Annotated in this window: 21 protein-coding genes; 14 read left to right on the forward strand and 7 right to left on the reverse strand. The window is 43.3% G+C overall.

Annotated features, from left to right (window positions below; translation table 11 throughout):
• Positions 1 to 33 precede the first annotated feature (33 nt).
• From WC743_RS19570 to arsB, 6 genes are all read left to right on the forward strand, one after another.
• A complete protein-coding gene (locus WC743_RS19570; RefSeq protein ID WP_373014726.1) occupies positions 34 to 1,101 on the forward strand; it encodes a glycoside hydrolase family 2 TIM barrel-domain containing protein in 1,068 nt (355 codons plus the stop codon).
• Positions 1,102 to 1,328: 227 nt separating this feature from the next.
• Positions 1,329 to 1,658: an ArsR/SmtB family transcription factor gene (locus WC743_RS19575; RefSeq protein ID WP_373014728.1), complete on the forward strand. Its 330-nt coding sequence runs from the start codon at positions 1,329 to 1,331 to the stop codon at positions 1,656 to 1,658.
• Between the two features lie 55 nt (positions 1,659 to 1,713).
• Entirely contained in the window at positions 1,714 to 2,274 is a 561-nt protein-coding gene (locus tag WC743_RS19580; RefSeq protein WP_373014730.1) for a DUF6428 family protein, read from the forward strand.
• Between the two features lie 8 nt (positions 2,275 to 2,282).
• Positions 2,283 to 2,711, forward strand: a complete 429-nt coding sequence (gene arsN2 / locus WC743_RS19585; protein WP_373014731.1) for an arsenic resistance N-acetyltransferase ArsN2 — start codon at positions 2,283 to 2,285, stop codon at positions 2,709 to 2,711.
• Complete coding sequence (locus WC743_RS19590; RefSeq protein ID WP_373014732.1) at positions 2,708 to 3,127, forward strand: arsenate reductase ArsC; 420 nt, start codon at positions 2,708 to 2,710, stop codon at positions 3,125 to 3,127. The genes arsN2 and WC743_RS19590 overlap by 4 nt, the downstream gene beginning before the upstream one ends.
• A gap of 271 nt (positions 3,128 to 3,398) precedes the next feature.
• The gene (arsB, locus tag WC743_RS19595) at positions 3,399 to 4,478 is read left to right on the forward strand and encodes an ACR3 family arsenite efflux transporter (RefSeq protein ID WP_373014734.1); all 1,080 of its coding nucleotides are present in this window, start codon (positions 3,399 to 3,401) and stop codon (positions 4,476 to 4,478) included.
• A 58-nt stretch (positions 4,479 to 4,536) separates the two neighbouring features.
• On the opposite strand, the gene WC743_RS19600 is transcribed toward arsB, so the two are convergent.
• From WC743_RS19600 to WC743_RS19620, 5 genes are all read right to left on the reverse strand, one after another.
• The gene (locus tag WC743_RS19600) at positions 4,537 to 5,787 is read right to left on the reverse strand and encodes an MFS transporter (protein ID WP_373014736.1); all 1,251 of its coding nucleotides are present in this window, start codon (positions 5,785 to 5,787) and stop codon (positions 4,537 to 4,539) included.
• Positions 5,788 to 5,803: 16 nt separating this feature from the next.
• Positions 5,804 to 6,874, reverse strand: coding sequence for a galactose oxidase (locus tag WC743_RS19605; protein ID WP_373014738.1), 1,071 nt, complete (start codon positions 6,872 to 6,874; stop codon positions 5,804 to 5,806).
• Positions 6,875 to 6,918: 44 nt separating this feature from the next.
• Entirely contained in the window at positions 6,919 to 7,845 is a 927-nt protein-coding gene (locus WC743_RS19610; protein WP_373014740.1) for a dihydrodipicolinate synthase family protein, read from the reverse strand.
• Positions 7,846 to 8,014: 169 nt separating this feature from the next.
• Positions 8,015 to 8,713: a FadR/GntR family transcriptional regulator gene (locus WC743_RS19615; protein ID WP_373014742.1), complete on the reverse strand. Its 699-nt coding sequence runs from the start codon at positions 8,711 to 8,713 to the stop codon at positions 8,015 to 8,017.
• A gap of 274 nt (positions 8,714 to 8,987) precedes the next feature.
• Positions 8,988 to 9,905 carry an alpha/beta hydrolase gene (locus WC743_RS19620; protein WP_373014744.1) on the reverse strand — a complete coding sequence of 306 codons (918 nt, stop codon included), beginning with the start codon at positions 9,903 to 9,905 and terminating at the stop codon, positions 8,988 to 8,990.
• Positions 9,906 to 10,026: 121 nt separating this feature from the next.
• Between WC743_RS19620 and WC743_RS19625 the strand changes: the two genes are divergently transcribed.
• The 7 genes from WC743_RS19625 to WC743_RS19655 all read left to right on the forward strand — a co-directional run bounded on the left by WC743_RS19625 (position 10,027) and on the right by WC743_RS19655 (position 20,845).
• Positions 10,027 to 11,286, forward strand: coding sequence for an exo-alpha-sialidase (locus WC743_RS19625; protein WP_373014746.1), 1,260 nt, complete (start codon positions 10,027 to 10,029; stop codon positions 11,284 to 11,286).
• Between the two features lie 158 nt (positions 11,287 to 11,444).
• Positions 11,445 to 12,620 (forward strand): exo-alpha-sialidase, encoded by a 1,176-nt coding sequence (locus tag WC743_RS19630; RefSeq protein WP_373014748.1) that lies wholly within the window; start codon positions 11,445 to 11,447, stop codon positions 12,618 to 12,620.
• A gap of 85 nt (positions 12,621 to 12,705) precedes the next feature.
• The gene (locus WC743_RS19635; RefSeq protein WP_373014750.1) at positions 12,706 to 16,065 is read left to right on the forward strand and encodes a SusC/RagA family TonB-linked outer membrane protein; all 3,360 of its coding nucleotides are present in this window, start codon (positions 12,706 to 12,708) and stop codon (positions 16,063 to 16,065) included.
• Between the two features lie 11 nt (positions 16,066 to 16,076).
• A complete protein-coding gene (locus WC743_RS19640) occupies positions 16,077 to 17,522 on the forward strand; it encodes a RagB/SusD family nutrient uptake outer membrane protein (protein ID WP_373014752.1) in 1,446 nt (481 codons plus the stop codon).
• Positions 17,523 to 17,546: 24 nt separating this feature from the next.
• The gene (locus WC743_RS19645; protein WP_373014754.1) at positions 17,547 to 18,326 is read left to right on the forward strand and encodes a phytanoyl-CoA dioxygenase family protein; all 780 of its coding nucleotides are present in this window, start codon (positions 17,547 to 17,549) and stop codon (positions 18,324 to 18,326) included.
• Positions 18,327 to 18,409: 83 nt separating this feature from the next.
• Positions 18,410 to 19,324 carry a dihydrodipicolinate synthase family protein gene (locus WC743_RS19650; protein ID WP_373014756.1) on the forward strand — a complete coding sequence of 305 codons (915 nt, stop codon included), beginning with the start codon at positions 18,410 to 18,412 and terminating at the stop codon, positions 19,322 to 19,324.
• A gap of 108 nt (positions 19,325 to 19,432) precedes the next feature.
• Positions 19,433 to 20,845, forward strand: a complete 1,413-nt coding sequence (locus WC743_RS19655; protein ID WP_373014758.1) for a sialate O-acetylesterase — start codon at positions 19,433 to 19,435, stop codon at positions 20,843 to 20,845.
• A 153-nt stretch (positions 20,846 to 20,998) separates the two neighbouring features.
• On the opposite strand, the gene WC743_RS19660 is transcribed toward WC743_RS19655, so the two are convergent.
• Positions 20,999 to 22,135 carry a glycerate kinase gene (locus tag WC743_RS19660; protein ID WP_373014760.1) on the reverse strand — a complete coding sequence of 379 codons (1,137 nt, stop codon included), beginning with the start codon at positions 22,133 to 22,135 and terminating at the stop codon, positions 20,999 to 21,001.
• On the reverse strand, positions 22,132 to 23,460 hold the full coding sequence (locus WC743_RS19665) for a GntP family permease (protein WP_373014762.1): 1,329 nt from the start codon (positions 23,458 to 23,460) through the stop codon (positions 22,132 to 22,134). Before WC743_RS19665 ends, WC743_RS19660 begins: the two co-directional genes overlap by 4 nt.
• A 211-nt stretch (positions 23,461 to 23,671) precedes the next feature.
• Here WC743_RS19665 and WC743_RS19670 point away from each other — a divergent pair, with 211 nt between their 5' ends.
• On the forward strand, positions 23,672 to 24,304 hold the full coding sequence (locus tag WC743_RS19670; protein WP_373014764.1) for a hypothetical protein: 633 nt from the start codon (positions 23,672 to 23,674) through the stop codon (positions 24,302 to 24,304).
• The last annotated feature ends 132 nt before the right edge of the window (positions 24,305 to 24,436 follow it).

Genomic DNA, 24,436 nt, shown 5'->3' on the forward strand with positions numbered 1-24,436 from the left:
CTTTGTGGTATTAATAATTAAAACTATAATAATATGTTCTATCGTAAAATCAAGTTAACGTTGTCTCTGTGTTTGGTATGTAGCGGCTTTATAAGCTTTGCTCAAAATATATGGCCAGCTGCTAAAGCCAACAAATGGTATCAGGCGCAGGAATGGCCGCGTGGCTGTAATTTTCAGCCCAGTACGGCTATCAACCAGTTAGAAATGTTTCAGGCTGATACTTTCGATCCGGCAACGCTCGAAAAAGAGTTAGGATGGGCGCAGAACCTGGGAATGAATACTATGCGCGTTTTTCTGCATCATACCGCATGGACATCTGATAAAGCCGGTTTCAAAAAACGACTGGACAATTACCTGGCCATTTCTGATAAGCATGGCATTAAAACTATACTGGTATTTTTTGATGATTGCTGGAATGATAAATATGCGCCGGGGAAACAACCCGGCCCTAAGCCCGGCGTACATAACAGTGGTTGGCTGCGCGATCCGGGAACCGATATCCGCAACAACGCCGATAGCTTAAAAATGCTGGAAACCTATGTAAAGGATATCATCGCCACTCATAAGGATGATAAGAGGATACAAATGTGGGACCTGTATAATGAACCGGGTAACAATAAATATATTGATAACAGCCTGCCCTTATTAAAAGCTGTTTTTAGCTGGGCCCGCGCCGTAAATCCATCGCAACCACTTACATCAGGTGTATGGAACTACGGTAAAATTTTTGATAACCTTAATACCTTTCAACTGGAAAACTCAGATGTGATCACCTATCACCATTACGGTTATGTGGATGCCCACAAAAAGAAAGTGGAAGAACTGAAAAAGTATGGACGCCCGTTAATTTGTACCGAATATATGGCACGCCGGAACGGTAGCCTTTTTCAAACGGTGATGCCTATGCTGAAACAGGAAAATGTTGGGGCTATTAACTGGGGGTTCGTATCAGGAAAAACAAATACTATTTATGCCTGGGACACTCCGATACCAAGCGGTAAAGAACCCGAACTGTGGTTTCATGATATTTTCCGTAAAGATGGTACCCCTTTCAGTGAAAACGAAATTTTGTCTATAAAAGCTGTTACGGCTAAGAAATAACCGTAACAGCTTGATCTGCCGCAGAAAACCACAGGGATACTGGTGTGGAAAGCAAGGCGATATGTACTAAAGGCAGGGGTTAATTCATTGGTGATTTAATTTATCATCAATGAATTAATTTCGGTGTTATTTTTCACTTTGTCCCCGGCTTTTATTTTTTCACAAGGAAAAAACAAGATTTTATTTTGATAATTAAAACATCTATCGTAATATTGCAATATGTAATTATGGGACTCACCAAAACAGAAATATTTACAGAAGAGCAGAACAAACTGGCTGTTATGCTTAAAGCGATTGCGCACCCTGCACGAATCGCTATCCTTGAGCAAATCATCAAGGCGAACGCCTGCATTTGTGGTGACCTGGCCGATGAACTGGGTTTGGCACAACCTACCATCTCACAGCATTTAAAAGAATTAAAGAATGCGGGATTAATTCAAGGCACTATAGAAGGCGTAAGTGTATGTTATTGCATTAATCCTTCAGTTTGGAATGAATTACAAAATCAACTTAGCGGTTTCTTTAATACGTACAATGTAAAAGCGAATTGCTGCTAAATTTTTTATACTAATCTATCGTAATATTGCAATACAGCGTTAAAAACATATCATTATGGAAAGCTTAAAATGGTCATCATTTAAACAACAATTGCAGGCAAACCCTCACCTGATCCTTCAATTTCAATATGCAGAGAACCAATGGGTAGATGCAGCCTATCATATTACAGAAATTAAACAAGCCCCTATCACATCAGTAGATTGCGGCGGCGTGATGAATGCCTGGACAGAGATCATTGTGCAGCTTTGGGTACCTGATGGCGACCAGCAGGATAGAGCTATGCACGTAGGTAAAGCATTATCCATTGTTGACCTTGTAGAAAAAGTATTGCCTTTGAACCCTAATGGCATCGTTAAAATTGAATTTGGCAATTCTCAATTTGATACACGCCAAATGCTGCCTAAGACGCTGGTGATTGATGGGGATAACCTGATCGTTGACCTGCGCCCCGATGCTGTGCAATGTAAAGCTATTGAAAGAGGTGGTAGTTGCGGTACAAACGACAAAGGAGAAGAATGCTGTACACCTGTTGTAGAAGTTAAACCAAAAATACAGTTAATGAACCTGGCCGTAGCCGGTGAAAGCACCTGCACACCGGGTTCTGGCTGCTGTTAATTAACAACATGATCATACATCAGGCACAACCATACAGGCCGGCGGCTTTAGCACTGCTGGCGTCACAGAACTTACCGGTAGATGATCTGCCGGAAAATTTGGATCATTTCCTGGTTGCCTTGCAGGGTAAAGAAGTTATTGGCGTTGTTGGTGTGGAAGTTTACGGTGCCTACGGTTTGCTCAGATCATTGGCTGTTCACCCGGATCACAGGGATAATAAAATTGGCCATAAATTGCTTCAGCGTATTGAGGAACTGAGCAATTTGAAAGGGCTTACAGAACTTTACCTGCTAACGGAAACCGCACCCGGTTACTTTGATGCCCACGGTTATCAAAAAATAACCAGGCCGGACGTACCTGAAGAGGTTCAGCAATCATCAGAGTGCAGCCATGTATGCCCGGCATCCGCTATCGTCATGAAAAAAAAACTAAAATGAATAAGAAAAATATACTGGTATTATGTACAGGCAATAGCTGCCGCAGCCAACTGGCTGAAGGTTACCTGCGCTATTTCGCGGGTGATAAAGCGAATATCTATAGCGCAGGAATTGAGACACATGGCGTTAACCCCAAAGCGGTAAAAGTTATGGCTGAAGATCATTTGGACATATCTAACCACACATCAAACCATGTTGATGAGTACATGGACATAAAATTTGATCATATCATCACAGTTTGTGATAATGCGAATGAGGCTTGCCCTTTCTTCCCCGGTAAAGCGGAAAGATCTCATCAAAATTTCCCAGACCCTGCTAAAGCACGCGGGAGTGAGGAAGAGATTCTTGTTGAATTTAGAAGGGTGAGAGATATGATCAAAGTTTATTCAGCGGATTTTGTTCAAAAACATTTGTGAGAGTTTGCCATGAAAATGGAATAGAAGGCTCTGAAGATTTTGATTATCTAACGGTTCAATAAACGAATTTCTTCGGATTATTCTTTACCTGAGCGGATTGTAATTCTCCAGGTTTTACCGGGCCGGAATAACTGGCTTTAGGAGAGTCGTTTTCAGTTGCTTCCATAAGTTATCAGGTTATTAAAACGTGTCTGCAAGAGCTACAGATAGCTAAAATTAACATATCCCTTACTTTCTTTTATTGAAAGTATAACATCAAAAATTAACAGAAATGCCAGCAAATAACTGTGCTCCGGTGGCTGAACGAAAAAAGCTAAGTTTTCTTGACCGTTACTTAACCTTATGGATATTCCTGGCCATGGCCGCAGGTGTAGCTGTCGGTTATTTCATTCCATCCTCATCTGGGTTCATCAATTCTTTTTCCAGCGGGACTACCAATATTCCTTTAGCCATCGGTTTAATTTTGATGATGTACCCGCCGCTTGCCAAAGTGAAATACGAGAAGATGGGCGAAGTATTTAAAGATACAAAAGTATTAAGCGCATCCCTGATATTGAATTGGATCGTCGGCCCGGTACTCATGTTCGTTTTAGCGATCACACTGTTACGTGATCACCCTGCATATATGGTGGGGTTGATACTTATTGGTCTTGCCCGTTGCATTGCAATGGTTGTGGTATGGAATGAACTTGCCGAAGGCAACCGTGAATATGCTGCCGGCTTGATCGCTTTAAACAGCATCTTTCAGGTATTACTGTACAGTGTATATGCCTATTTATTCATCACCGTTTTACCTCCGCTATTCGGGTTAAAAGGACTGGCCGTAAATATAACCATAGGTGAAATAGCCAAAAGCGTAGGCATTTACCTGGGCCTCCCTTTCGCGGCAGGTATCATCAGTCGGTATACATTGATAAAAATTAAGGGCGAAGAATGGTTTCAAACCAAATATGTCCCATTTATTTCACCAATTACCTTGATCGCCTTATTGTTTACCATTGTGGTAATGTTCAGCTTAAAGGGCAACCTGATCGTACAAATACCGTTTGATGTAATCCGTATTGCCATACCGCTAGTCATCTATTTCACGATCATGTTCGTACTGAGTTTTTTCATCGGCAAATCATTCGGGGCTGATTACAGCAGAAGCACCTCTATCGCTTTTACAGCAACCGGCAATAATTTTGAACTGGCCATTGCGGTAGCAATTGGGGTATTCGGTATTAATTCAGGCGAGGCATTTGCCGGCGTTATCGGTCCGCTGGTAGAAGTACCCGCCCTGATCGCTTTAGTAAACCTGGCTTTTTGGTTCAGGAAAAAATATTATAAAACAGCTGTTGTTATCTCATAGTATTCTCTGATATACATATCAACCTGCCCGGCCTCTGAAGCGATGCCGGCAGATCTTGTTAATCCACTTGCTTAATTTTTACCGTTAGTAACGACCAGGCCGCTATCACCATAAATACCGCCGATACCTGGTAAATAATGGATAGACTGATATGTGCATCCATCATCATGCCACCAATATATACCATTGTGCCGCCAATGATGGTGCTTAAAAAATTCAGGAAGCCGTAACCGGTGGCAATGTACTTACCATCAATCACCTGGCAAAGTATCGGCATCAGGTTACCGTCATTAAAGCCACGTGCCAACCCATAAACCATCATAGCAACAATGGCGAGAGGGAAAAAATGCGTGGATGCCATTAGAAACAAACAGGGCGCGCCTATGCTAAAGCCAATGATGATGAGATACAACCGGCTCCGTTTATTTGACTTATACCATCTATCGGCCAGGATGCCTCCCAGTACCACGCCTATAAACGAACCCACTTGTACATAGCCTGTTGCCGAAAAACCTGCCTTGCCCAAACCAAGCATAAAGTGTTCTTTAAAAAAGGTAGGCAACCAACCATAGATCATCCAGTTAACAATTCCCAACACACAAAAGTAAAACATCAGCACTAAAAAGGATTTTTCAGAGATCAACATCCGGATAGTTTGGAACAAGCCCAGGCGGGTTTCCTTTACTGGTGTTGCATCTTTAGATACAAACTCATCAGCCTGTTTATTTTTATTATCGCGCAAAAAGTAGATGAGTATAATTCCATAGATGATACCGAATAAACCAATTACCTGGAAGCCGTAACGCCAGCCCCAATGCATAGACATATAACCACCAACGCCGCCCAGTGCCTGGCCCGCATACAGGCCGCTCATGTGCAGCCCCGTTGCTAACGAACGTGTTTTGCCCTTGTGATAATCAGCTATCATGGCCAGCCCTGCCGGAATATAACAGGCCTCGCTAATGCCCATTATTACGCGGGCCACCAGCATCTCAGAAAAAGAATGAACAAAGCCAGTCCACAACGTTACCGCCGACCATACGCATACGCTGAATATAATAATGCGCTTACGCCCGTATGTATCAGCCAGGTATCCTCCAAGCGGACTTAATATCCCATATGATAATAAAAACATGGTAGTCAGCAAACCAAACTGGGCATCAGTTAAAGTAAACTCGGCCACAATTGGGTCGCGCATGGATGCGATAAGGTTACGGTCGAAGTAATTTAAAAAAGCGACCAGCCACAGTATTCCTACAATAGCCCAGGGGTAAAACCAGCCTGCCGGCCTGGTGTTTTTTAATTCCATTTTATGCTGTTGAATTTTATTTAACTTTTACGGTTAATACCCTTGGCGTACGTACCGCCGGCCTTACTTCGCCCCCTGGGAACACCAGGTAGCCGCGCCACATGACCACGCTGGTAGTTACCGGCGCTAACACACTCCCGTTTGGGTTTGTTGCAACATCAGCTTTTATATCGGTTTTGATTTTAAACGGTTGCGACCAGGTATCAGCAGCTATGTTATAGCTCAATACTCTATCTGAAAACCCGGGATGCTTTTCTTTCAGGCTGGCGGCATCATCGGCCAATTTACCATCGTCTCCCCCAAATATCAATAATTCATTCCCTTTGATATTTAACGCTGGGCCAGCCGCCGCTACCACTGCACATGGCAGATTGGCCAGTGTTTTCCATCCCTTGCCGGGGATATATTTATAAGCGTCATTCAAATAACGACGGTGCGCGGTTCCATTTTTTTCTTCCAGATCAGCGCCGCTAAAAAGGTAAAAAGCTTTACCATCCGTTCCTGCAAGGCTCAGCATTCGTGCCGGGCCGGGCCAGGTATCCAGGTTTTGCCATGCCGCTTCAGGTTTATCTAAATCAAGTGACCAAAAGATATTCGCCGTGCTTTTAGCATCAGCCGTTAGCAATCCACCGGCTATATACACCTTATGCCCAATGATAACTCCACAAGAGTTTGCCAGCGATTGTGGCAATTGGGGGCCGCTTTCAATCCTGATCTTTTTGCCTGCGTAACTAATGATATATACGGTTGAAAGGTGCCCTTCGGCGTTACTACCGCCAATGCACAGCAGTTTTTCGCCATAGCTTACAGAAACGCCATAGCCTATAGGTTGCGGCAGTTTACCGGCAACTTTCCATTTACTTTTCGGGCTATCCAGCACAAATATTTTATCGGTCCATATTTTTTTTGAACCCGTCCACGGTGCGCCGCCATCCGGAAAATTTGCTCCGCCGGCTACAATGAGCGCACCATTTGACTGCCCCGCAAATGACCCTGCAAAACCAAACTTATCGGGGATCTGGGGTAACTCGCCCCAGGTTAATTGAACAACTTTTTTAACGGATTGTGCGGCTGTTAATACAGACATAGACAGACAAGTGATAAATAATAAACTAAACTTCATTGCTTGAATCAAAAAAAATAGGGGATTAGTTCCCTGGCCTTTTCCTGAGCGGCAGCCACCTCAGTGTCTGGTATCCATTTATAGGGCCAGCGCAAACGTGTACCAACTTGATAATGCCCGCCAACTGCGGCCAAAAACTTATCAAGCGCGGGGTTTGAATAGCCCTTCTGTTGCAGCGGCGTAATAACAGCCGAAAAAAAGGTTAATATATCCCATTGTATTTTTAGCGCATTGTCAATATCGGTATGCATCATTGCCCACCATTTTTGCGCGGCTTTGGGGTTGATACAGGCTACATTTGAATACGCTCCGGATGCTATCCCGCTTTTTACACCGCTTGCCAAAAAATGGCCGGGTACAAAAACGGATAAATGTGATGCGAAGTGCTTCATCTCCTCTATCCATGCTCCATCGTGGCTTAATAGTTTAACGCCTATTATTTGCGGTATTTGTTTAATAATTTGGTAATCAGATGGCTGCAAAACCCTTTTTGCATGTGGCGGGTTATATAATATTAAAGGGATATTACCGGCAGCTTCCGCAAGCTTTTGCAGATAATCTATTAATTCGGTATTGGTAACAGTTACCCAATCAGGTAAAATCACTTGAATACCATCCGGCTTAAGCTCTACCGCCCGTTTTAATCGTTCAAGAGAAATTATGGGCGATGTACTGCCTGCCCCAACCTGGAAACGCATTTCTGCTGCTAAACATTTTTCAGCCAGTATCTGGTTAATACTATCATATTCAGCTTCTGTTTGGTTATGAAACTCGCCAGCCGTGCCGTTTGAATAAATGCCATCAACCCCGGCAGCAATCAGTATATCTATTTCATCAGCCAGCTTTTGATAATTAAAAGTATCATCAGCATTTACAGGCAATAATAAAGTTGCCCAGTTACCCTTTAAATTTTTAGCAGTTAATTTTTCCTTCATCACATCTAAGCCATTGGTGGGCTGGCAGGTTTATGTAACAAAGATAATTATAAAGTAATTATGTAGTACATATATTATTAAAATATTTTAGAACAATGCAATAGCGGTATCGTGTTCCGGGAGGGAAGTAGAATAGAAATGTTTATGAAGCGGCGGGATGAAAAGGATCCTATTTTTTATTCAGGGTTTCAAAGTGTGGTAGCAAATGCGCGTACATACCGGCCTTAAAATCTTCTTTAGTTCCCGTTTTCAGAATGTTAACCAAATCGAGGTGGGTAGTTTTGCCGACTGTATATTCCCCTTTTTCCATGGTGGTAACATAACCAAAAACAGGCAGCAACATTACCTGGAAACGTTTTAAGGTATCATTACCAGTCATTTCATATAATTTACCATGAAAGGCGATCTCGTTTTTAACCCTGAATTTTTTAACGCCGTCATGGCTTTCGTTCAGTGCTATTTTTTCCAGTTCAGCAATATCCTTATCTGTTTTACGCAGGAACAGGAGGTCGGCCAAACCCATTTCCAATACCAGGCGCAGTTCAAAAAGGTCTTGTAAGATATGTTCGTCAATGATCAGTGGGTCCAGCACACGCTCAAAAGTTCCCAGGATGTCCGGGCGGGCCAGCAGCATGCCACGTTTTTTTCGGGTTTCAATCATTCCCAGCATGCGTAAACGGCTCAAAGCTTCGCGCACAACATTGCGGCTTACACCTAAGGCCGCCACCAGTTCCATCTCTTTTGGTAAGGCATCACCAGGTTTAAAAGATTTCTTTTTGAAAAATTCCCTTAACCGTAATTCAACAATGTCTGCCATTGTTTCGGTTGAAATACGCTCCAGATCTTTGCTTAAATTTCCCACATCCATTTTTTAGAATCCCTTAGTTTATCAATTATACGTAATTATTATGTAGAACAAAAGTAAATGACGCATCTGTTCATAAATATTTTAGGAGATGATTTTTTAAATAATCAAACGCCGCAATTGCTGATATTACAATTGTATGCGGCAAAGCAAGATCTAAGCTTACCATAATAGATGATTAAACCGGTAATCAAATTAAAATACCCAAACTTATTGATCAATTGAAAAGAACCAATATTGCGTTTTTTCATGCTCCCGGATGAGCCCCGCCATGCTATTAATTCGTGAAGTGATTAGCAATTAACCAGTTATAACAATGGTCTATCCATTTATCTTTGGTTGTAGGATTGTTAAGGCCGAAACCGTGGCCCCCTTCCTGATAGATATGCATTTCTGCCTTAACGCCATGTTTTTGCAACGCGATATAATAATTAATGCTGTTCGCTACCGGTACAACCTTATCATTGGATGCCGCTACCAAAAAAGTAGGGGGTGTATCGCTGGTGACCTGGAGTTCATTTGAGTATTCCTTTACTTTTTCGGGACTGGCGTTTTCACCGATCAGGGCCTTTTTAGATCCCTTATGCAAAATACTATCCTGAAAAGTGATCACCGGGTAAAGCAGCAACGCAAAATCCGGACGCAGGCTGACGTTATCGGGGTTATCTATCAGCGCCTTTTGATAATGAGTGGCTAAAGTAGAAGCCAAATGTCCGCCCGCGGAAAAGCCCATTATCCCGATTTTAGCAGGGTCGATATGCCATTCTGCAGCCCGGGTCCGGGCTATTTGTAGCGCACGCTGTGCATCCTGTAAAGGGCCGATCTCGCGATTTTGCATGATCAAGTCACTTGGCAGGCGGTATTTTAAAACGAAAGCCACAATACCCCTTGCATTAAAAGCGCGGGCCACATCGGCTCCTTCGCCATTTACAACAAGATAGCTATAGCCGCCTCCCGGGCATATGATCACAGCCATGCTGTTCGGTTTAGGGTTCTGCGGTAAATAAACGGTTAGCGTAGGGTCTACCACGTTGCTAACCTTGCCCCGTTTGGAGGTGGTGTCATTAACTTCTTTAACAACATTTTTTTTAGAATTGGGAATGACCTGGTATAGTGGAATAATACTTTGTGCTTTTAACTGTGCATTGGAAATCAGCATAATGGCCAGTACGGAGATAATAAAAGAGATTTTCATATTTGTTAATAATGGTTAAACAAAAATAAAAAATAAATTTGTTATTATGTAGAACATAATTATATATTTGATTTAGCAATTCCTATTTGCTCTGCCAATTATTAACCATTAAAATTAAAAAATGAAAAAGCATTTTACTGTAAGTGTGCACCCGCTGTTTTGCTATTTTGCTGTAGCTTTGTTTTTAGGAGGATCACTGTTGTTAATATCCTGCAAAAAAAATATGAGCCAGGATACTACATTGGCACCTGATATATATGAGGGTGCTAATGCATTACAAATACAAGCATCTCCAATTTACGCTACCCCAATAAATTTGTTTACAGGCGGCACTTCCGGTTATCATACTTACCGTATCCCATCCATCATCCGCAGTAAGAAAGGAACATTAATAGCTATTTGCGAAGGCCGCAAAAGCTTTAACAGCGATTATGGTAATATAGATGTGGTGTGCAAACGCTCTACCACAAACGGCGGCACATGGGGGGCCCTCCAAACAATTACAGGGGCCAATGTAGCGGATACCTGGGGGAACCCAACCCTGGTTGTTAACCAAACAGATGGTAAAATTTGGTTGTTTATGTCATGGAATGATGCCAACCACAGCCAAAGCGGCGCAGGCGGCCTTAATCCTATTAACGCCTGGGGGCAGCGCAGGGTATATGCCTGCTACAGTACTTATGATCAGGACGGAACAGCCTGGTCTGCACCAATAGATTTAACCAGCACTTTGTTGCCCGCAACTTACAAATGGGATGCAATGGGGCCGGGAATTGGTGTTCAAAAAACACATAGCCCCAATGCCAACCGTTTAATTATCCCTGCCATTGGCAGAAATATTTACAGTGATGATAATGGAGCCACCTGGGCCTACAGCACAATACCGGGCACCACCAGTGAAGGAACAATAGTTGAAAAGTTAAACGGCACGCTCATAAGGAACGACAGGTCAACTACATCTGACCTTTATCGCAGGGTATCTACCGGACAGATAGGTAGCTGGACAAACGCTTTTGCTAATGATACTGAGCTGCCCGACCCGCGTTGCCAGGCTTCCACCATCAGATATAATGATCCGCAACCAAACCGCATTTTCTTTATGAACTCTAACAGTCAAACGCAAAGAAGATGGCCAACCATCAGAATAACTTATGATGAAGGTGGAAGTTGGGCTATTGCCCGTGCTATACCCCAAAATGGTACCGGGCTGTTAGGCGGTTATACCAGCCTGGTTAAAACTGCCGATCTGATGACAGGCGCACTAATGGAATATAACACAGATTCGACCATTAGCGATTCCACAGGACACCGGTCCATCCAGTTTCACAAATTTAACCTGCCCTGGATTTTGAATGGTGCAACTGAGCCCATCGGTTATTAACAATTCCATTAGGTTATTTTAAATAATTAAATTTTATAGGATAAATCTTGTGCTTAACACACATGAATCATAGTACATAAAAATAAATATTATTTTTATGTACTACATAATAACTTTATAATTACATTTGTTTAGTAATCACCAATTATCAACCCTTTATGCCTATTCCGTCTAAAACAACCAAACATATTGCATATGTATCAATGCTGGTATGTTGCGTATTTTTATTAATTCATCAAAATTGTCGAGCCTTTACTAAGGACGGCGTAATGCCAGACCCGGCAGCATTAAACTATATTTATAAACCAGGAGATAACGGCTACGCTTGTTTTCGGATCCCGGCTTTGCTGACAACCAAAAACGGTATTTTACTGGCCTTTGCTGAAGCGCGCAAAAACAACTGCGGCGATTCAGGAGACATTGATCTGGTATTGCGCCGGTCTGCCGACGGCGGTGCTACCTGGAGCCCTTTGCAAGTAGTTTGGAGCGATTCGACCAATACCTGCGGCAACCCGGTGCCTATCCAGGATGCGATTACCGGGAAAATCCTGCTCATCAGTACCTGGAATTTAGGCACAGATCATGAAAAAGAAATTATAGGCCAAACCAGTAAAGATGGCCGCCATGTATACGTGCTTAGTTCTGCCGATGAGGGTAAGAGCTGGTCAGGGGCACGGGAGATAACACCGCAAGTTAAATTACCGGGCTGGACCTGGTATGCGACCGGGCCCTGCCATGGTGTACAGATTACCAAAGGCAAAAATAAGGGACGCCTGGTTGTGCCGGTGAACCATATAGAAAGTGCGACGAGTAAGAACTTTGCCCATGTGATTTATTCAGACGATCATGGCCAAAACTGGAAACTTGGAACAAATACGCCGCAAGACAAAACCAATGAAACAACAGTAGCTGAATTATCCGGCGGAAAACTGATGCTCAATATGCGCAATAGCGACCGGAATCATAAAACCCGCCTTACCGCCATCAGTACCAACGGCGGGCAAGACTGGGGCGATGTGCAGACGGATACGGTTCTCAATGAACCTATTTGCCAGGGAAGTTTGCTTAACTATTCTTTATCAAAAAAGAAATCGATACTTCTATTCAGTAACCCGGCCAGCCAAAAGGCCCGTGAAAATATGACCTTAAGAGTGAGCCTTGACGATGGACAGACCTGGCTGAACAGTGTGGTGATCCATGCCGGCCCTTCCGCTTATTCAGATATCGCGGTTTATCATGGCCAGGTTGCCTGTTTTTATGAAGCCGGCATCCTAAAACCATATGAAGGCATTGCCTTTAAAACACTCAGTTTGGACGGGTTGATGAAACCTTAATAGCCATTTTTTCATAAACAACTAATTAACCAACACCTAATTATAAACCACCAATATGTAGTACATCACTACTAAACTACAAGTTATGAAAAGAAAAATTATTTATTTATGGCTACTGATCTGTAGTCTCGCCATTGGGCAGGCGAACGCACAGTCGGGCAGTTTTACCGTTTCAGGTATTGTCACCGACGGCACAAAAAATGAAACATTGCCCGGAGTCAGTGTTTCCGTTAAAGGGACAACGATGGGCATCATCACAAGTATTGACGGTAAGTATACCTTAAAAGTGCCATCGTCAGATGCTACTCTTGTGTTTTCGTTCATCGGTTATGATCGGCAGGAAATCCCCTTAAAAGGACGTGCTACACTCAATGTAACCATGGCTGCCAATAATAAGTCGCTTTCGGAGGTTGTAGTAGTGGGTTACTCACAACAAACGCGCGAAAAAAATACCGCGGCAATCTCTAAGATCGATCCTAAGCAATTGGTTAATACGGCCAATGCTTCGCCAATTAATGCTTTGCAGGGCAAAATCGCCGGTGTTTCCATACCAATCTCAAATGGACAGCCGGGATCAGCACCTGCCAATATTATTATTCGCGGCGGCTCTAAGCTAAATGTTTATGGCTCGGGCGTGGGCAACTCAGGTGGCGACCCTACATTGAATTCTGATGCAGCAAGTCCACTAGTTATTGTAGATGGCATCTTCCGCCCTATGAAAGACATTAACCCGGATGATATCGAATCATTACAGGTGATGAAGGATGCGGCTTCTACTTCTATTTATGGTGCACGCGGGGCTAATGGCGTTATTGTTATTAAAACCAAAGGCGGCAAATTTGGCTCGGGTAAAGCCAACGTTACCTTTAATTACCGTACCAACTGGGAGGTGCCTACAGGTCAGCAAGATTACCTGAGCGCACGTGATTATCTTACACTCGCCCGTACAACTGCTAAAAATACTTTTGATGGGATAGATAAAAATGCCCTGCTTAATAACGGTGGCTTTAGCGCGGGTACAAAAGTTTATACAGCTAAAGGGCAGTATGGTGTAAGCACCAACCTTACAGCTTTGTATTCAAACATAGTTGCAATAGAAGGCCAGGCTTATGTAGATAATTTGCTTGCCAGGGGCTGGGAAACAATGGATGATCCTATTAACCCGGGCACCAAGCTGTTATTTGCTGATAACCATTACCAGGACCAGCTTTGGAATACCGGGATGACGAACAACTACAATTTAAGTGTTGATGGCGGTAGCCAAACGGCTAACTATAATGTATCGTTCAACTACATTAACCAGGCGGGTACTTTTGTGGGCACAAACTATAAGCGTTACAGTGGCCTAGGGAATTTTGCTTTTAAAGCGACCAATAACCTGCAAATTAATGCAATGTTAAACTACTCTAATGTATTGCCAAATTACGTAGCTGCTTATACAAATGATCTGGTTAGGGCTACCCGTATAACCCCGCTCATCCGTATCTTTAAAGACGATGGCACGCCGGCAACGGGTGAAAATCTTACTACCCGCAACCGGTTCCATACCCTGGCTTATGATAATACCCAGCTATCTACTGAGCGGGTAGCCTCTAAGGTTGATGCAGATTGGAACATTCTTAAAGGCTTACACTTTAGGCCGGCATTATCTTACCTGATTACCGATAATACCGCCTTGTTTTCACGAAAAGCGTTTCCTGATCCTATCCAGTTTGCCACTTCCCGCTTAAAAACTGAAAACGTGAACAATACCCGCCAACTCATGATCGATCAGATCTTACAGTATGATTATACTTACAAGCAGGATCATAGCTTTATGGTTTTGGCTGGTTTTAACTACACCCGCAACACAGGTAACGTAATAGATATTGGTTCGCAGCGTGGTACAAATGATTATATTACTACCATTACAGAGCCACCGGTAACTACTGTAAACGGAGTAACGGTTACTAATGTAACCAACTTTGGCACCAGCTTAAGCGAATCGAAATCGGCCAGCTTTTTCGGTCAGCTTGGCTATGATTACAAATCCAAATACCTGTTGAACGCAGTAATAAGGCGCGATGGGTTCTCCAACTTTGCTCCAGCCTATAAGTATGGTACTTTTCCATCTGCATCGGTAGGTTGGAATATTCATAAAGAATCATTCTGGAAAGAAAATAAATCGGTGAGCAGCCTGAAGTTACGTGGCAGCTGGGGTACGGCCGGCGGAAATGATCTTAGTTATACCGATACCTATGGCGGTTATACAGATAATGTTTATAACCAGCTTTCGGGTATACAACGGGCCAACTTATCAAACCCAAATCTGAAATGGGAAACCACCCAACTTACAGATATTGCTGTAGATGCCGGTTTTTTAAATGACAGGATCAGTTTAACGGTAGATTTTTATAACAAATTAACGAAGGATAGGCTTGATTCGAAACCACTACCTGCCGAAGCTCCGTTTTCAAGCATCAAATTTAACAACGGTACCATACAAAATAAGGGGATTGAGATTGAACTGGGAGCAACGGTTATACGTGCCGGAAGTTTTAACTGGCGCACCAATTTATCGTTTGCATATAATGCGCAAAAGGTTATCTCATTACCGTTTAACGGCCGTGACAAAAACCGCCAGGGCGGAGGTGTTGTAATAGATCCAAACAGCGGCAAAGAAATTGAAGTTGGCGGTTATGCCGAAGGTGAGCGTCCGTTTGCTTATTATGCCTGGAAGGTTGAAAAAGTGTTTTCCACAGAAGAAGAAGCGCTGGCCTGGTCTGCAACGCACGTGGACAGGATAGCTACCCCATCGGGCATTGCTGTTGGTAAACATGCCGGTGACTACCAGTTCGCCGATCTTAATAACGACGGTATCATTGATAGCCGCGACCTGATTAAAATGGGATATAAAACGCCCAACCGCACAGGTGGCATGCAAAACACTTTCAATTATAAAAGCTTTTCCATGCGTGTGAACGTTGATTTTTCGCTGGGTAACATGATCGATAACGGTTCCCTTGGGCGTGAGTTAGGACAGGGTCGTGCTTATAACGAGGGCGCACCTGTAGAAGCACTTGGCCCCGATATCTGGCAAAAACCAGGAGACGTAGGAAAAAAATATGCCCGCTTCTCATTTGGCGATGCCGATTTTGGACAAAAGAATTTTATCCGCCAGGCCGCTGCAGATGTAGGTACCGGAAGTGCGTATAGCGCGGATGTGTCTACCCTGATCAGTAAAGGCGACTTCCTGGCTCTCCGCGAAGTTTACCTGAGTTATGACCTGCCTAAGCATATACTTTCAAAAATTAAAGCAACCAGCCTTACAATTTTTGTAAGCGGCAACAACCTGGGGTACATTACCGCCTATAAAGGCTTAAACCCAGAGGTAACAACCGGCTTTGATCCGGGTGGTTACCCACGTGCAAGGCAATTTACTTTAGGCGCATCAATCAGATTTTAATTATAAGCATTATGAAAAAGATTTATATTATTACCACTGTTATTGTTTTAATGGGAGTAAGTTTTACATCATGTAATAAACTATTGGAGGTGACTCCGAAATCACAGATTACCGAACAGGTTTATTTCAAAAATGAAACAGACTTTGAACCTTACGTTATCGGTACTTACACCTCCATCCGCGCATTTGCCAATTCCCTTTTATATGGCGACGAACGCAGTGAGGAATTGATCAATGGCACAACAACGCGTTTAACAACCGCATGGTCACAAATACTTAGCCCAACAGTTGGTGCTATTAACTACAATGGCCAATATAAGGCTATAGGCAATGTTAACTTACTGCTTGATAAGATTGAGCCGTTCGCATTCACAAATACCACTTTAAAAAACAAGCTGAAAGCCGAGGCCCTTTGCCAGCGTGCATATACTTACTTCTTTTTGGTAAGGGTAGTGGGCGATACGCCGCTGATGCTGCAAGCCATCACTGATGATAATGTGCCGTTGTTACCCAGGGCCAAAGCGGCCGATGTAATGAAGCAGATCTTCGCGGATCTGGATATGGCCATCAGCCTGTTTCCTGATAAAACATACCAGAACAAGTATCGTTTTTCATATGGTGCAGCACTAGCGCTTAAAACAGAGGCCAAAGTATGGAGCGCCAAAGTTTTAACCGGCGGAGCAACCGATTTTAATGATGCCATCACCGCGGGTGCAGCCCTGGAGGCTACAGGTGTAAGTTTGTTGCCAAACTTTAAGGACGTAACCACTACCCGTGCAAATGCCGAAGTCATTATGTCGGCTTATTATAATCGCGACGAAACAGGCGCCAATTACGGGTCAAATGCACTGCCATTTTTAACGGCGATATCCAATGCCACTAACCTGGATAGCATTCCATATGTAGTTACCTCATCAAACGGGCTGGGCGCTTACCAGATCAGTTTGCAAAGCCGTCAGTTGTTTAGCGGGCTTACTAATGATAAGCGTGTTCCGTATACATTTATTATCGAGCGCCAGGGTACCGTGAAAAAAAGCGCCTGGATCACTAAAATGCCCGGCACAAAATATGTTGACGACCGCGTGTCAGATAATGACCTGATCATGTGGCGCCTGGCTGATATTTACTTATTGGAAGCCGAAGCTTATGCAGGCATTAATAATACAACCAAAGCCATTGAATATTTGAATAAAGTAAGGGTAAGGGCCGGCAATGGTAATTATACCGGTGCTACAGACAAGGCCACCGTAGAGCGGGCCATTTTTGATGAGCGTGGCCGCGAACTGTTCTTTGAGAATAAACGATGGTATGATATTGTACGGTTCCATTTTGGCGGTACAATTAACGCCTATACTTATGTGCCAAATCTTAAGGGGAAAACTACGCCTTTATTTTGGCCGTTATCCACCACCGTATTAGCTGCCAATGCCAATCTTACGCAAACACCAGGTTATTAATAATTGCCATATCAGTTACAAATAATGAAAAAGGAAGAGTTATTTAACTACAGGAAGCTGACAGACGCGGAACTTCATGCTTATAATGAAGACGGCTTCCTGGTTATTAAAGGGATTTTAAAGCAAGAGGGAATTGACCAGGTGCGCAGGGAATGTATGGCCGCCTGGGATAAAGAGAAAGAGGGTTTTGATCCTGATAAAAGCTGGTTACAAAACTCCTTGCTGGTGAATATACATCACCAGGCGCCATCAGTGCGCGATTATTATTTCGAAGGGCCGTTAGTTGACATCGCTACCCAAATTATTGGGCCAAATATTAAAGGAGCAACTTCGCAGCTTACTTTTAAAATGAAGGGCAATACCAAGCCGTTTGGATGGCACCAGGACAATGGCTATGGCGAACTGGAACCCTACAACGCCTTAACTACATTAACCGCGCTTGATGATACCGACCGGGGCAACGGCTGTTTATGGCTTATACCCGGAAGCCATAAGCAAGGTCAGATTAAGGTTAAGCAGGATGAGGATCAAAAGAAAAGCCAATCAGAGATTGTGGTGGAGGCTGATGATAATTTGGCTGTACCGATGGAAATGAAAGCAGGCGACTCGCTGATCTTCAACTGCTGGATGCTGCATAAATCTGACGGGAACTATTCTACAGACCGCGACAGGCGAATCCTGTTTTTGCGTTATGCCGATGCTGATGCCATTGAAGTTTATAATGATCGCCGGCCCCGCTTAGGCAGGTTGGTACGTGGTCATACAAAATTTGACGAAGTAAAAGCTTTTGAAGCGGATAGATGATCCATATCCATTTAACTCATTAATTATTAGCGGTAGTGCCGTATAGGCTGTTTAGAAATTACAAATTATATTATTAATTACATATGAAAATCAAGGGAATTGTTGCGGCAAGTTTTGCAGCCTACCATAAAGATGGCTCACTGAATAAAGACTTAATACCGGTGCTGGTAGATAAACTGATTGCTGACGGAGTTTCCGGGGTATATATTTGCGGTACTAATGGTGAAGGCCCCAACCTGACGGTTGAAGAACGAATGGCTGTTGCCGAAGCTTATGTGGCTGCTGCGGCAAAACGAATTTTGGTAATGGTGCATGTGGGGCATACGTCCATTGAAGAATGTAAAAAGCTGGCCAAACACGCGGTATCCATTGGTGCCGACGCTATATCAGCTGTAGCCGCGTTTTATTTTAAGCCGGTATCGGTACAGAATCTTGTGGATTGTATGGCCGGGGTTGCCTCCGCCGCTCCTGAATTGCCATTTTATTATTACCACATGCCAACCTTAACCGGTGTGGGTATGGATATGGTAGAGTTTTTACGGTTGGGCGAAAAAAGTATCCCAAACCTGGCGGGCATTAAATATACGGCCTCAACCCTGCATGAATACCAGGCTTGCCTGAACTTTAAAAATGGCCGGTTTGAAGTGTTATTTGGTTACGATGAAATGCTGTTACCAGCCTTAGCTGTAGGTGCCGAAGGTGCTATTGGCAGCACCTATACTTTTGCCGCGCCGGTTTATTTAGACATTATTAAGCTGTATCATGCAGGCAAACATAACGAAGCCCGTGCCCTGCAATTAAAGGTGGTTGATTTTATCAGATGCATTATTAAGCATCCATCTATAGCCGCGCAACGGGCTATTATGCATATGCTGGGTATGGACATGGGCAGCCCAAGGTTACCGCTTACCGCGCTTACCGACGAAGGGTACAATCAACTAAAGACAGACCTGGAGGATATCGGTTTTTTTGAACTTTTAAAAAGTTATACGCATTAATTCGGGCAGAACGATCTCCCAAATTCCTCAGGAAAACTTAATTAAGCAGTTTCCCGGAGGAAGAAAACCATTTAGTATTAATACCGGATCTATACGTTTGATGAAAATATGAAAATAAGATACACCAAATTTATCCTTTGTGTCTTCCTGTTAATCAGCGGCAGCGCATTTGCCAAAGTTATTTTGCCGGCTGTTATTGGTAATAATATGGTGCTGCAGCAAAACAAGCAGGTGCCTTTATGGGGCAAGGCCCGGGTAAATGCAAAAGTGACCATTGTTACTTCATGGAACCACAAGCTATACACAGTTTGGGCTAAAAAGGATAGCACCTGGCGCCTTCTGGTGCAAACCCCTAAAGCGGGCGGCCCTTATGAAGTGAGTTTTAATGACGGACAATCCCTGGTCTTGAAAAATATACTGATTGGTGAAGTGTGGGTATGTTCGGGCCAGTCAAACATGGAAATGCCCGTGAAGGGATTCGGCAATCAGCCGGTATTAAACAGCAGCGACTTGCTCCTGGATGCCGAAAATTCAAATATCAGGTTGTTTCGCCTGGAAAGGGCTTCGTCCCGCTCCCCGCAAAATGATTGTAAAGCCACACCCTGGGAAGAGGCCAATGCGCAAAGCGTTAAGGATTTTAGCGCAGTAGGCTACATGTACGCTAAAATTTTGCAGGAAAAGTTAAAAGTTCCTGTGGGCGTCATCATGTCAGTATGGGGAGGTACCATGGTTGAGGCCTGGATGGATCAAGCCAGCCTGAAAGAGTTCCCGGAAATTAAAATGGCGCCGGATACGGCTAAGGTGATTAATAAAAATGACCCCACCGTGCTGTTTAATGCCATGATCAATCCTGTTGTGGGCTACGGTATTAAAGGCGTAATTTGGTACCAGGGCGAGCAAAATCGCATCAATTACCAGCAATACGACCGGTTGCTGGCGGCGATGGTTAACGAATGGCGCAAAATTTGGCAAATGGGGGAATGGCCGTTTTATTATGTACAAATTGCCCCATACACCTATACTCTCAAAGATAAACAGGGTTTGGCCGCGTATTTACGGGAAGCGCAGCAAAAAGCTATGGCCGAAATTCCTAACTCCGGCATGGCAGTGACCATGGACCTGGGTAGCGAAAAGTCCATTCATCCGCCCGACAAATTACCCATAAGCAAGCGGCTGGCTTATTGGGCATTAGCAAATACGTACGGTAAAAAAGGTCTGAATTACCAAAGCCCGGTTTATAAATCGATGAAGGTTACGGCCAGTAATGCCTTTATCAATTTCGATGCTACTCCAAACGGATTGACCAGTTTTGGCAAAGACCTACTGGCATTTGAAATAGCCGGTGATGACCGGGTTTATTACCCTGCCAAGGCAAAAATAACCGGCAACGGGGTAACCGTTCAGAGTGAAAAGGTAAAAACCCCGGTAGCGGTAAGATACGGTTTTAAAGACTGGATTGTTGGAGACCTTTACAATACCGAGGGCTTACCGGTTACACCTTTCCGGACAGATAATTGGTAATATCCCTGCTTGAACTAACATTTAAATAGCTCCGGTAAATAAATTGAATTCCGGTCATCTCAGCCTTTATCGGCTGAGATGACCGCTTTTGATTTCCTTCTTCTTCCATTTACTTGGTGTCCTATTGACGACGACTATTTATGGAAAGGGGTACTAGGAGCCGCTCATCTTAATAAGTTGACCTATTTGTATGGCGGTCCGTGTTAAATTCTCCTCTGTGCGATTCAAGGCAGCGGGTGTATCGGTGGGTTCATTGCCTATTGCTAATAACACTTTAAAGTACCGGTGTAATTTTTCGTTAGATTGGAGGGGGATCTTGCCTGCAATACCTATTACCGGGATATTTTTAGCTTTTGCCCTGCTGGCTACACCAAATGGGCCTTTCCCCTGCAAGGTTTGCTCATCTATGCTGCCTTCGCCGGTAATAACCAAATTAGCCTTTGCAAGCGCATCATCAAATCCAGTTATATCCATAAAATAATCTATACCGTTTACCAGCTTAGCATTCAGATATGCATATACCCCAGCAGATGCACCGCCCGCTGCGCCGCCATATTTTATAATGGCCATATCTTTACCTAACTCTTTTAAAGCAACATTGCTTAATTGAGTTAGCCCTTCATCTAAAAGCTTTACCTCATCGGGTGTGGCACCTTTCTGCGGGCCAAATACAGCTGCTGCGCCAGCATCGCCTAATAATTTATTATCCACATCGCAAAGAACAATTATTTCGCAGTTACTTATCCTGGCATCTAACCCGGAAATATCAACACTGGTTAAACCAGACAGGTTTTTTGGCAGATCGTTCAGTTCGGTTTTATCACCCATGAATTTAATGCCCAGGGCCGATAGTATGCCGATACCACCATCTACGGTAGCCGAGCCGCCCATGGCAATAACTATTTTCTTTACGCCCATATCAAGGGCTTTTATTATCATTTGACCGGTACCGTACGTTGTTGCTGATAACGGATCTAATTCATCCTGCTTTAAAAGCCGCAGTCCCGATGCATCGGCCATTTCAATAACAGCGGTTAGCCCGTTATCTACTAAGCCAAAAGTAGCATCAATCATTCGCCCTAAAGGGTCTTGGACTGTTACAGGAACAATACTTCCACTAAGTTTACTGATGATGAGCCCGGCGGTACCATCGCCACCGTCTGCAATAGGGAAGCACTCGGTTGTACAATTGAGAGCACTTTGATCAAATCCCTCGCGAATTGCTTCTGCAGCAGCTTCTGCGGTCAGGCTGTTTTTAAACGCATTTGGGGCAATGAGGATATGCATCATAATATAAAAGAAAGAATGTAAACAATGGCGAAGGATGTTAATCCCATAAATACTGTTGCGACTGAATATACGCTCAGCATGGTTTTCATTTCAAGACCCGAGAACTTCGCTATAACCCAAAAGTAAGCATCATTAGCATGCGATATCATCATTGAGCCCGCACCCATTGCCAGTACACAAAGTAAATGCCCGGTTGGGGTATCTAATCCGAGCGAACCCATTAAAGGCAACACTATTGACGCGGCAGTTATAATGGCCACTGTAGATGAACCTTGCGCTGTTTTAATGATAGACGTAATAAGGAACGGGAAAAAAATCCCCATGCTTGCCAGTGGCAGGGCCGCGCTTAAATGGCCGCCTATTTTAGTGGCAGCTAATACTGCACCAAATGCCCCACCTGCGCCTATAATTACCAGTATTCCACCGGCTTTCTCGGCACCTTCCTGTAATAGGTTAGATACTGTTGCTTTGGTCCATAACCTTGTGGTATTAAATGCGAGCAGTATGCCTATAGTGAGCGCAATGGATGGGTCGCCTAATGAAAGGAGAATAGTTAGCCATTTATTGGCCACGGTGGGTTCTATTACAAAAAACGATTTTAACGCGATGAGCAAAATAGGTACCACCACAGGTATAAAAGCTTTTACGGCTGATGGCCGGGCGGAGTTATCTGCTAAAACAGGTTCGTCGGGTATGATTGGTTTCGGGATTTTTTTGCCTGCGTAATTAGCCCACATATAACCTGCCAGCATTGCCGGTATGGCTACGAGTGTGCCAATTAGTATCAGCTTACCATAATCAACCCCAATGATGCCTGCAGCTGCTGATGCCCCCGGATGCGGCGGAATAAGACAATGCACCGCATACAAACCTGTTGCCAATGAAACCGACATGATAACGATAGAGATGCCTGTGCTGCGGGCTATTGACTTGTTTAATCCACTCAACACAATATAACCCGAATCGCAAAATATAGGCAGACCTACAATTAACCCGGTGAGACTCATGGCCAGATCGGAGTGTTTTTTGCCTACTTTATTTAATATGGCATTGGCCATTACACGGGTACTGCCGGTGTACTCCAATATAGCACCCAAGGTGGTGCCCAAAACTATTATTAAGCCTAAAGATTTTAGGATATTGCCGAAGCCATCCTTTATGGCTGTGAGTACAGTATCTAAAGGCATCCCAACGCCCAGGCCAACCAGGAAACAGGCAATGATCAATGCAAAAAAAGCATGTACCCGGTATTTGGCTGTAAGTAAAACAATAACAGCTATGCCTGCGAAAAGGCATAACAAAACGCGCAGAAGTGATATGTCCATTAGGTGAAATTTATAACAATTTACGCTGATTTTAATTTTTTACTTTGATTACTATTTTTCGCACCAATAAGGCGGTATCTATTTAACGCCCTGTTTGCGCAAATCATCCGGGAAGATCAGGAAAAACTTACCCGCTAATATTAGCTTAAGACAATTACTTCATTGTTTTATTTATATTACACCTCAAATAGACTTACAACCAAATCACACAATGAAATCCATATTTATTACACTTAGTTTTACCTTTACCTGTTTCTTTGCAACAGCTCAATTCTTTGAAGGCAAGGTAGTTTACCACAATACATTTAAAAGTAAGACACCATCGCTTACAAATGAGCAAATGACTTCGATGCTGGGTGACGTGCAAAATTGGTATATAAAGGATGGCGAATATAAGTCTGAAACCAACGGTACTTTTGCTCTGTGGCAACTATACATAAACAACGAAAACAAACTTTACAGTAAGATTGCTAGCTCAGAAGCCATTTTATACAATGATGCAGGAGCTAACATTGATACAATCTCGAATGTGGAGATACATAAAGGGGCAATCAGCATTTTAGGATATATATGTGATGAATTAGTTTGGACATCCAAAGCTGGAACAGCAAAATATTATTTCAACTCAAAGCTTCCGATTAATAGTAAATTATTCGTCAATCACAAATTTGGAGATTGGTATGCTTACCTTTCAAAGGCTAACGCTGTTCCTTTAAAGATGATACTGGAAACTCCCCAAATGACGATGGAAAGTATAGCAATAGAGGTTAAATCTATGAAGCTTAATAAAGCTATGTTTACTTTGCCTATGAACGCGAAAACCATGAAGAGCCCATATCAATAGTTAATATCTAATTCAAGATTTCAACAAAGCCAGGCGTGAGGATTGATACAAGGCAAGGAATATTCGGTATAAAAAGAAACTAAATGCGATTCAAATAATACCTTAACGCACAAAAAAGCCTCTCAGTGAATA

This window comes from Mucilaginibacter sp. (genome assembly GCF_041660805.1).
Taxonomy (GTDB): domain Bacteria; phylum Bacteroidota; class Bacteroidia; order Sphingobacteriales; family Sphingobacteriaceae; genus Mucilaginibacter.

Coding starts and splice junctions, on each gene's coding strand:
- WC743_RS19570 (WP_373014726.1), top strand. CDS start 34: ATGTTCTATCGTAAAATCAAGTTAACGTTGTCTCTGTGTTTGGTATGT.
- WC743_RS19575 (WP_373014728.1), top strand. CDS start 1,329: ATGGGACTCACCAAAACAGAAATATTTACAGAAGAGCAGAACAAACTG.
- WC743_RS19580 (WP_373014730.1), top strand. CDS start 1,714: ATGGAAAGCTTAAAATGGTCATCATTTAAACAACAATTGCAGGCAAAC.
- arsN2 (WP_373014731.1), top strand. CDS start 2,283: ATGATCATACATCAGGCACAACCATACAGGCCGGCGGCTTTAGCACTG.
- WC743_RS19590 (WP_373014732.1), top strand. CDS start 2,708: ATGAATAAGAAAAATATACTGGTATTATGTACAGGCAATAGCTGCCGC.
- arsB (WP_373014734.1), top strand. CDS start 3,399: ATGCCAGCAAATAACTGTGCTCCGGTGGCTGAACGAAAAAAGCTAAGT.
- WC743_RS19600 (WP_373014736.1), bottom strand. CDS start 5,787: ATGGAATTAAAAAACACCAGGCCGGCAGGCTGGTTTTACCCCTGGGCT.
- WC743_RS19605 (WP_373014738.1), bottom strand. CDS start 6,874: ATGTCTGTATTAACAGCCGCACAATCCGTTAAAAAAGTTGTTCAATTA.
- WC743_RS19610 (WP_373014740.1), bottom strand. CDS start 7,845: ATGAAGGAAAAATTAACTGCTAAAAATTTAAAGGGTAACTGGGCAACT.
- WC743_RS19615 (WP_373014742.1), bottom strand. CDS start 8,713: ATGGATGTGGGAAATTTAAGCAAAGATCTGGAGCGTATTTCAACCGAA.
- WC743_RS19620 (WP_373014744.1), bottom strand. CDS start 9,905: ATGAAAATCTCTTTTATTATCTCCGTACTGGCCATTATGCTGATTTCC.
- WC743_RS19625 (WP_373014746.1), top strand. CDS start 10,027: ATGAAAAAGCATTTTACTGTAAGTGTGCACCCGCTGTTTTGCTATTTT.
- WC743_RS19630 (WP_373014748.1), top strand. CDS start 11,445: ATGCCTATTCCGTCTAAAACAACCAAACATATTGCATATGTATCAATG.
- WC743_RS19635 (WP_373014750.1), top strand. CDS start 12,706: ATGAAAAGAAAAATTATTTATTTATGGCTACTGATCTGTAGTCTCGCC.
- WC743_RS19640 (WP_373014752.1), top strand. CDS start 16,077: ATGAAAAAGATTTATATTATTACCACTGTTATTGTTTTAATGGGAGTA.
- WC743_RS19645 (WP_373014754.1), top strand. CDS start 17,547: ATGAAAAAGGAAGAGTTATTTAACTACAGGAAGCTGACAGACGCGGAA.
- WC743_RS19650 (WP_373014756.1), top strand. CDS start 18,410: ATGAAAATCAAGGGAATTGTTGCGGCAAGTTTTGCAGCCTACCATAAA.
- WC743_RS19655 (WP_373014758.1), top strand. CDS start 19,433: ATGAAAATAAGATACACCAAATTTATCCTTTGTGTCTTCCTGTTAATC.
- WC743_RS19660 (WP_373014760.1), bottom strand. CDS start 22,135: ATGATGCATATCCTCATTGCCCCAAATGCGTTTAAAAACAGCCTGACC.
- WC743_RS19665 (WP_373014762.1), bottom strand. CDS start 23,460: ATGGACATATCACTTCTGCGCGTTTTGTTATGCCTTTTCGCAGGCATA.
- WC743_RS19670 (WP_373014764.1), top strand. CDS start 23,672: ATGAAATCCATATTTATTACACTTAGTTTTACCTTTACCTGTTTCTTT.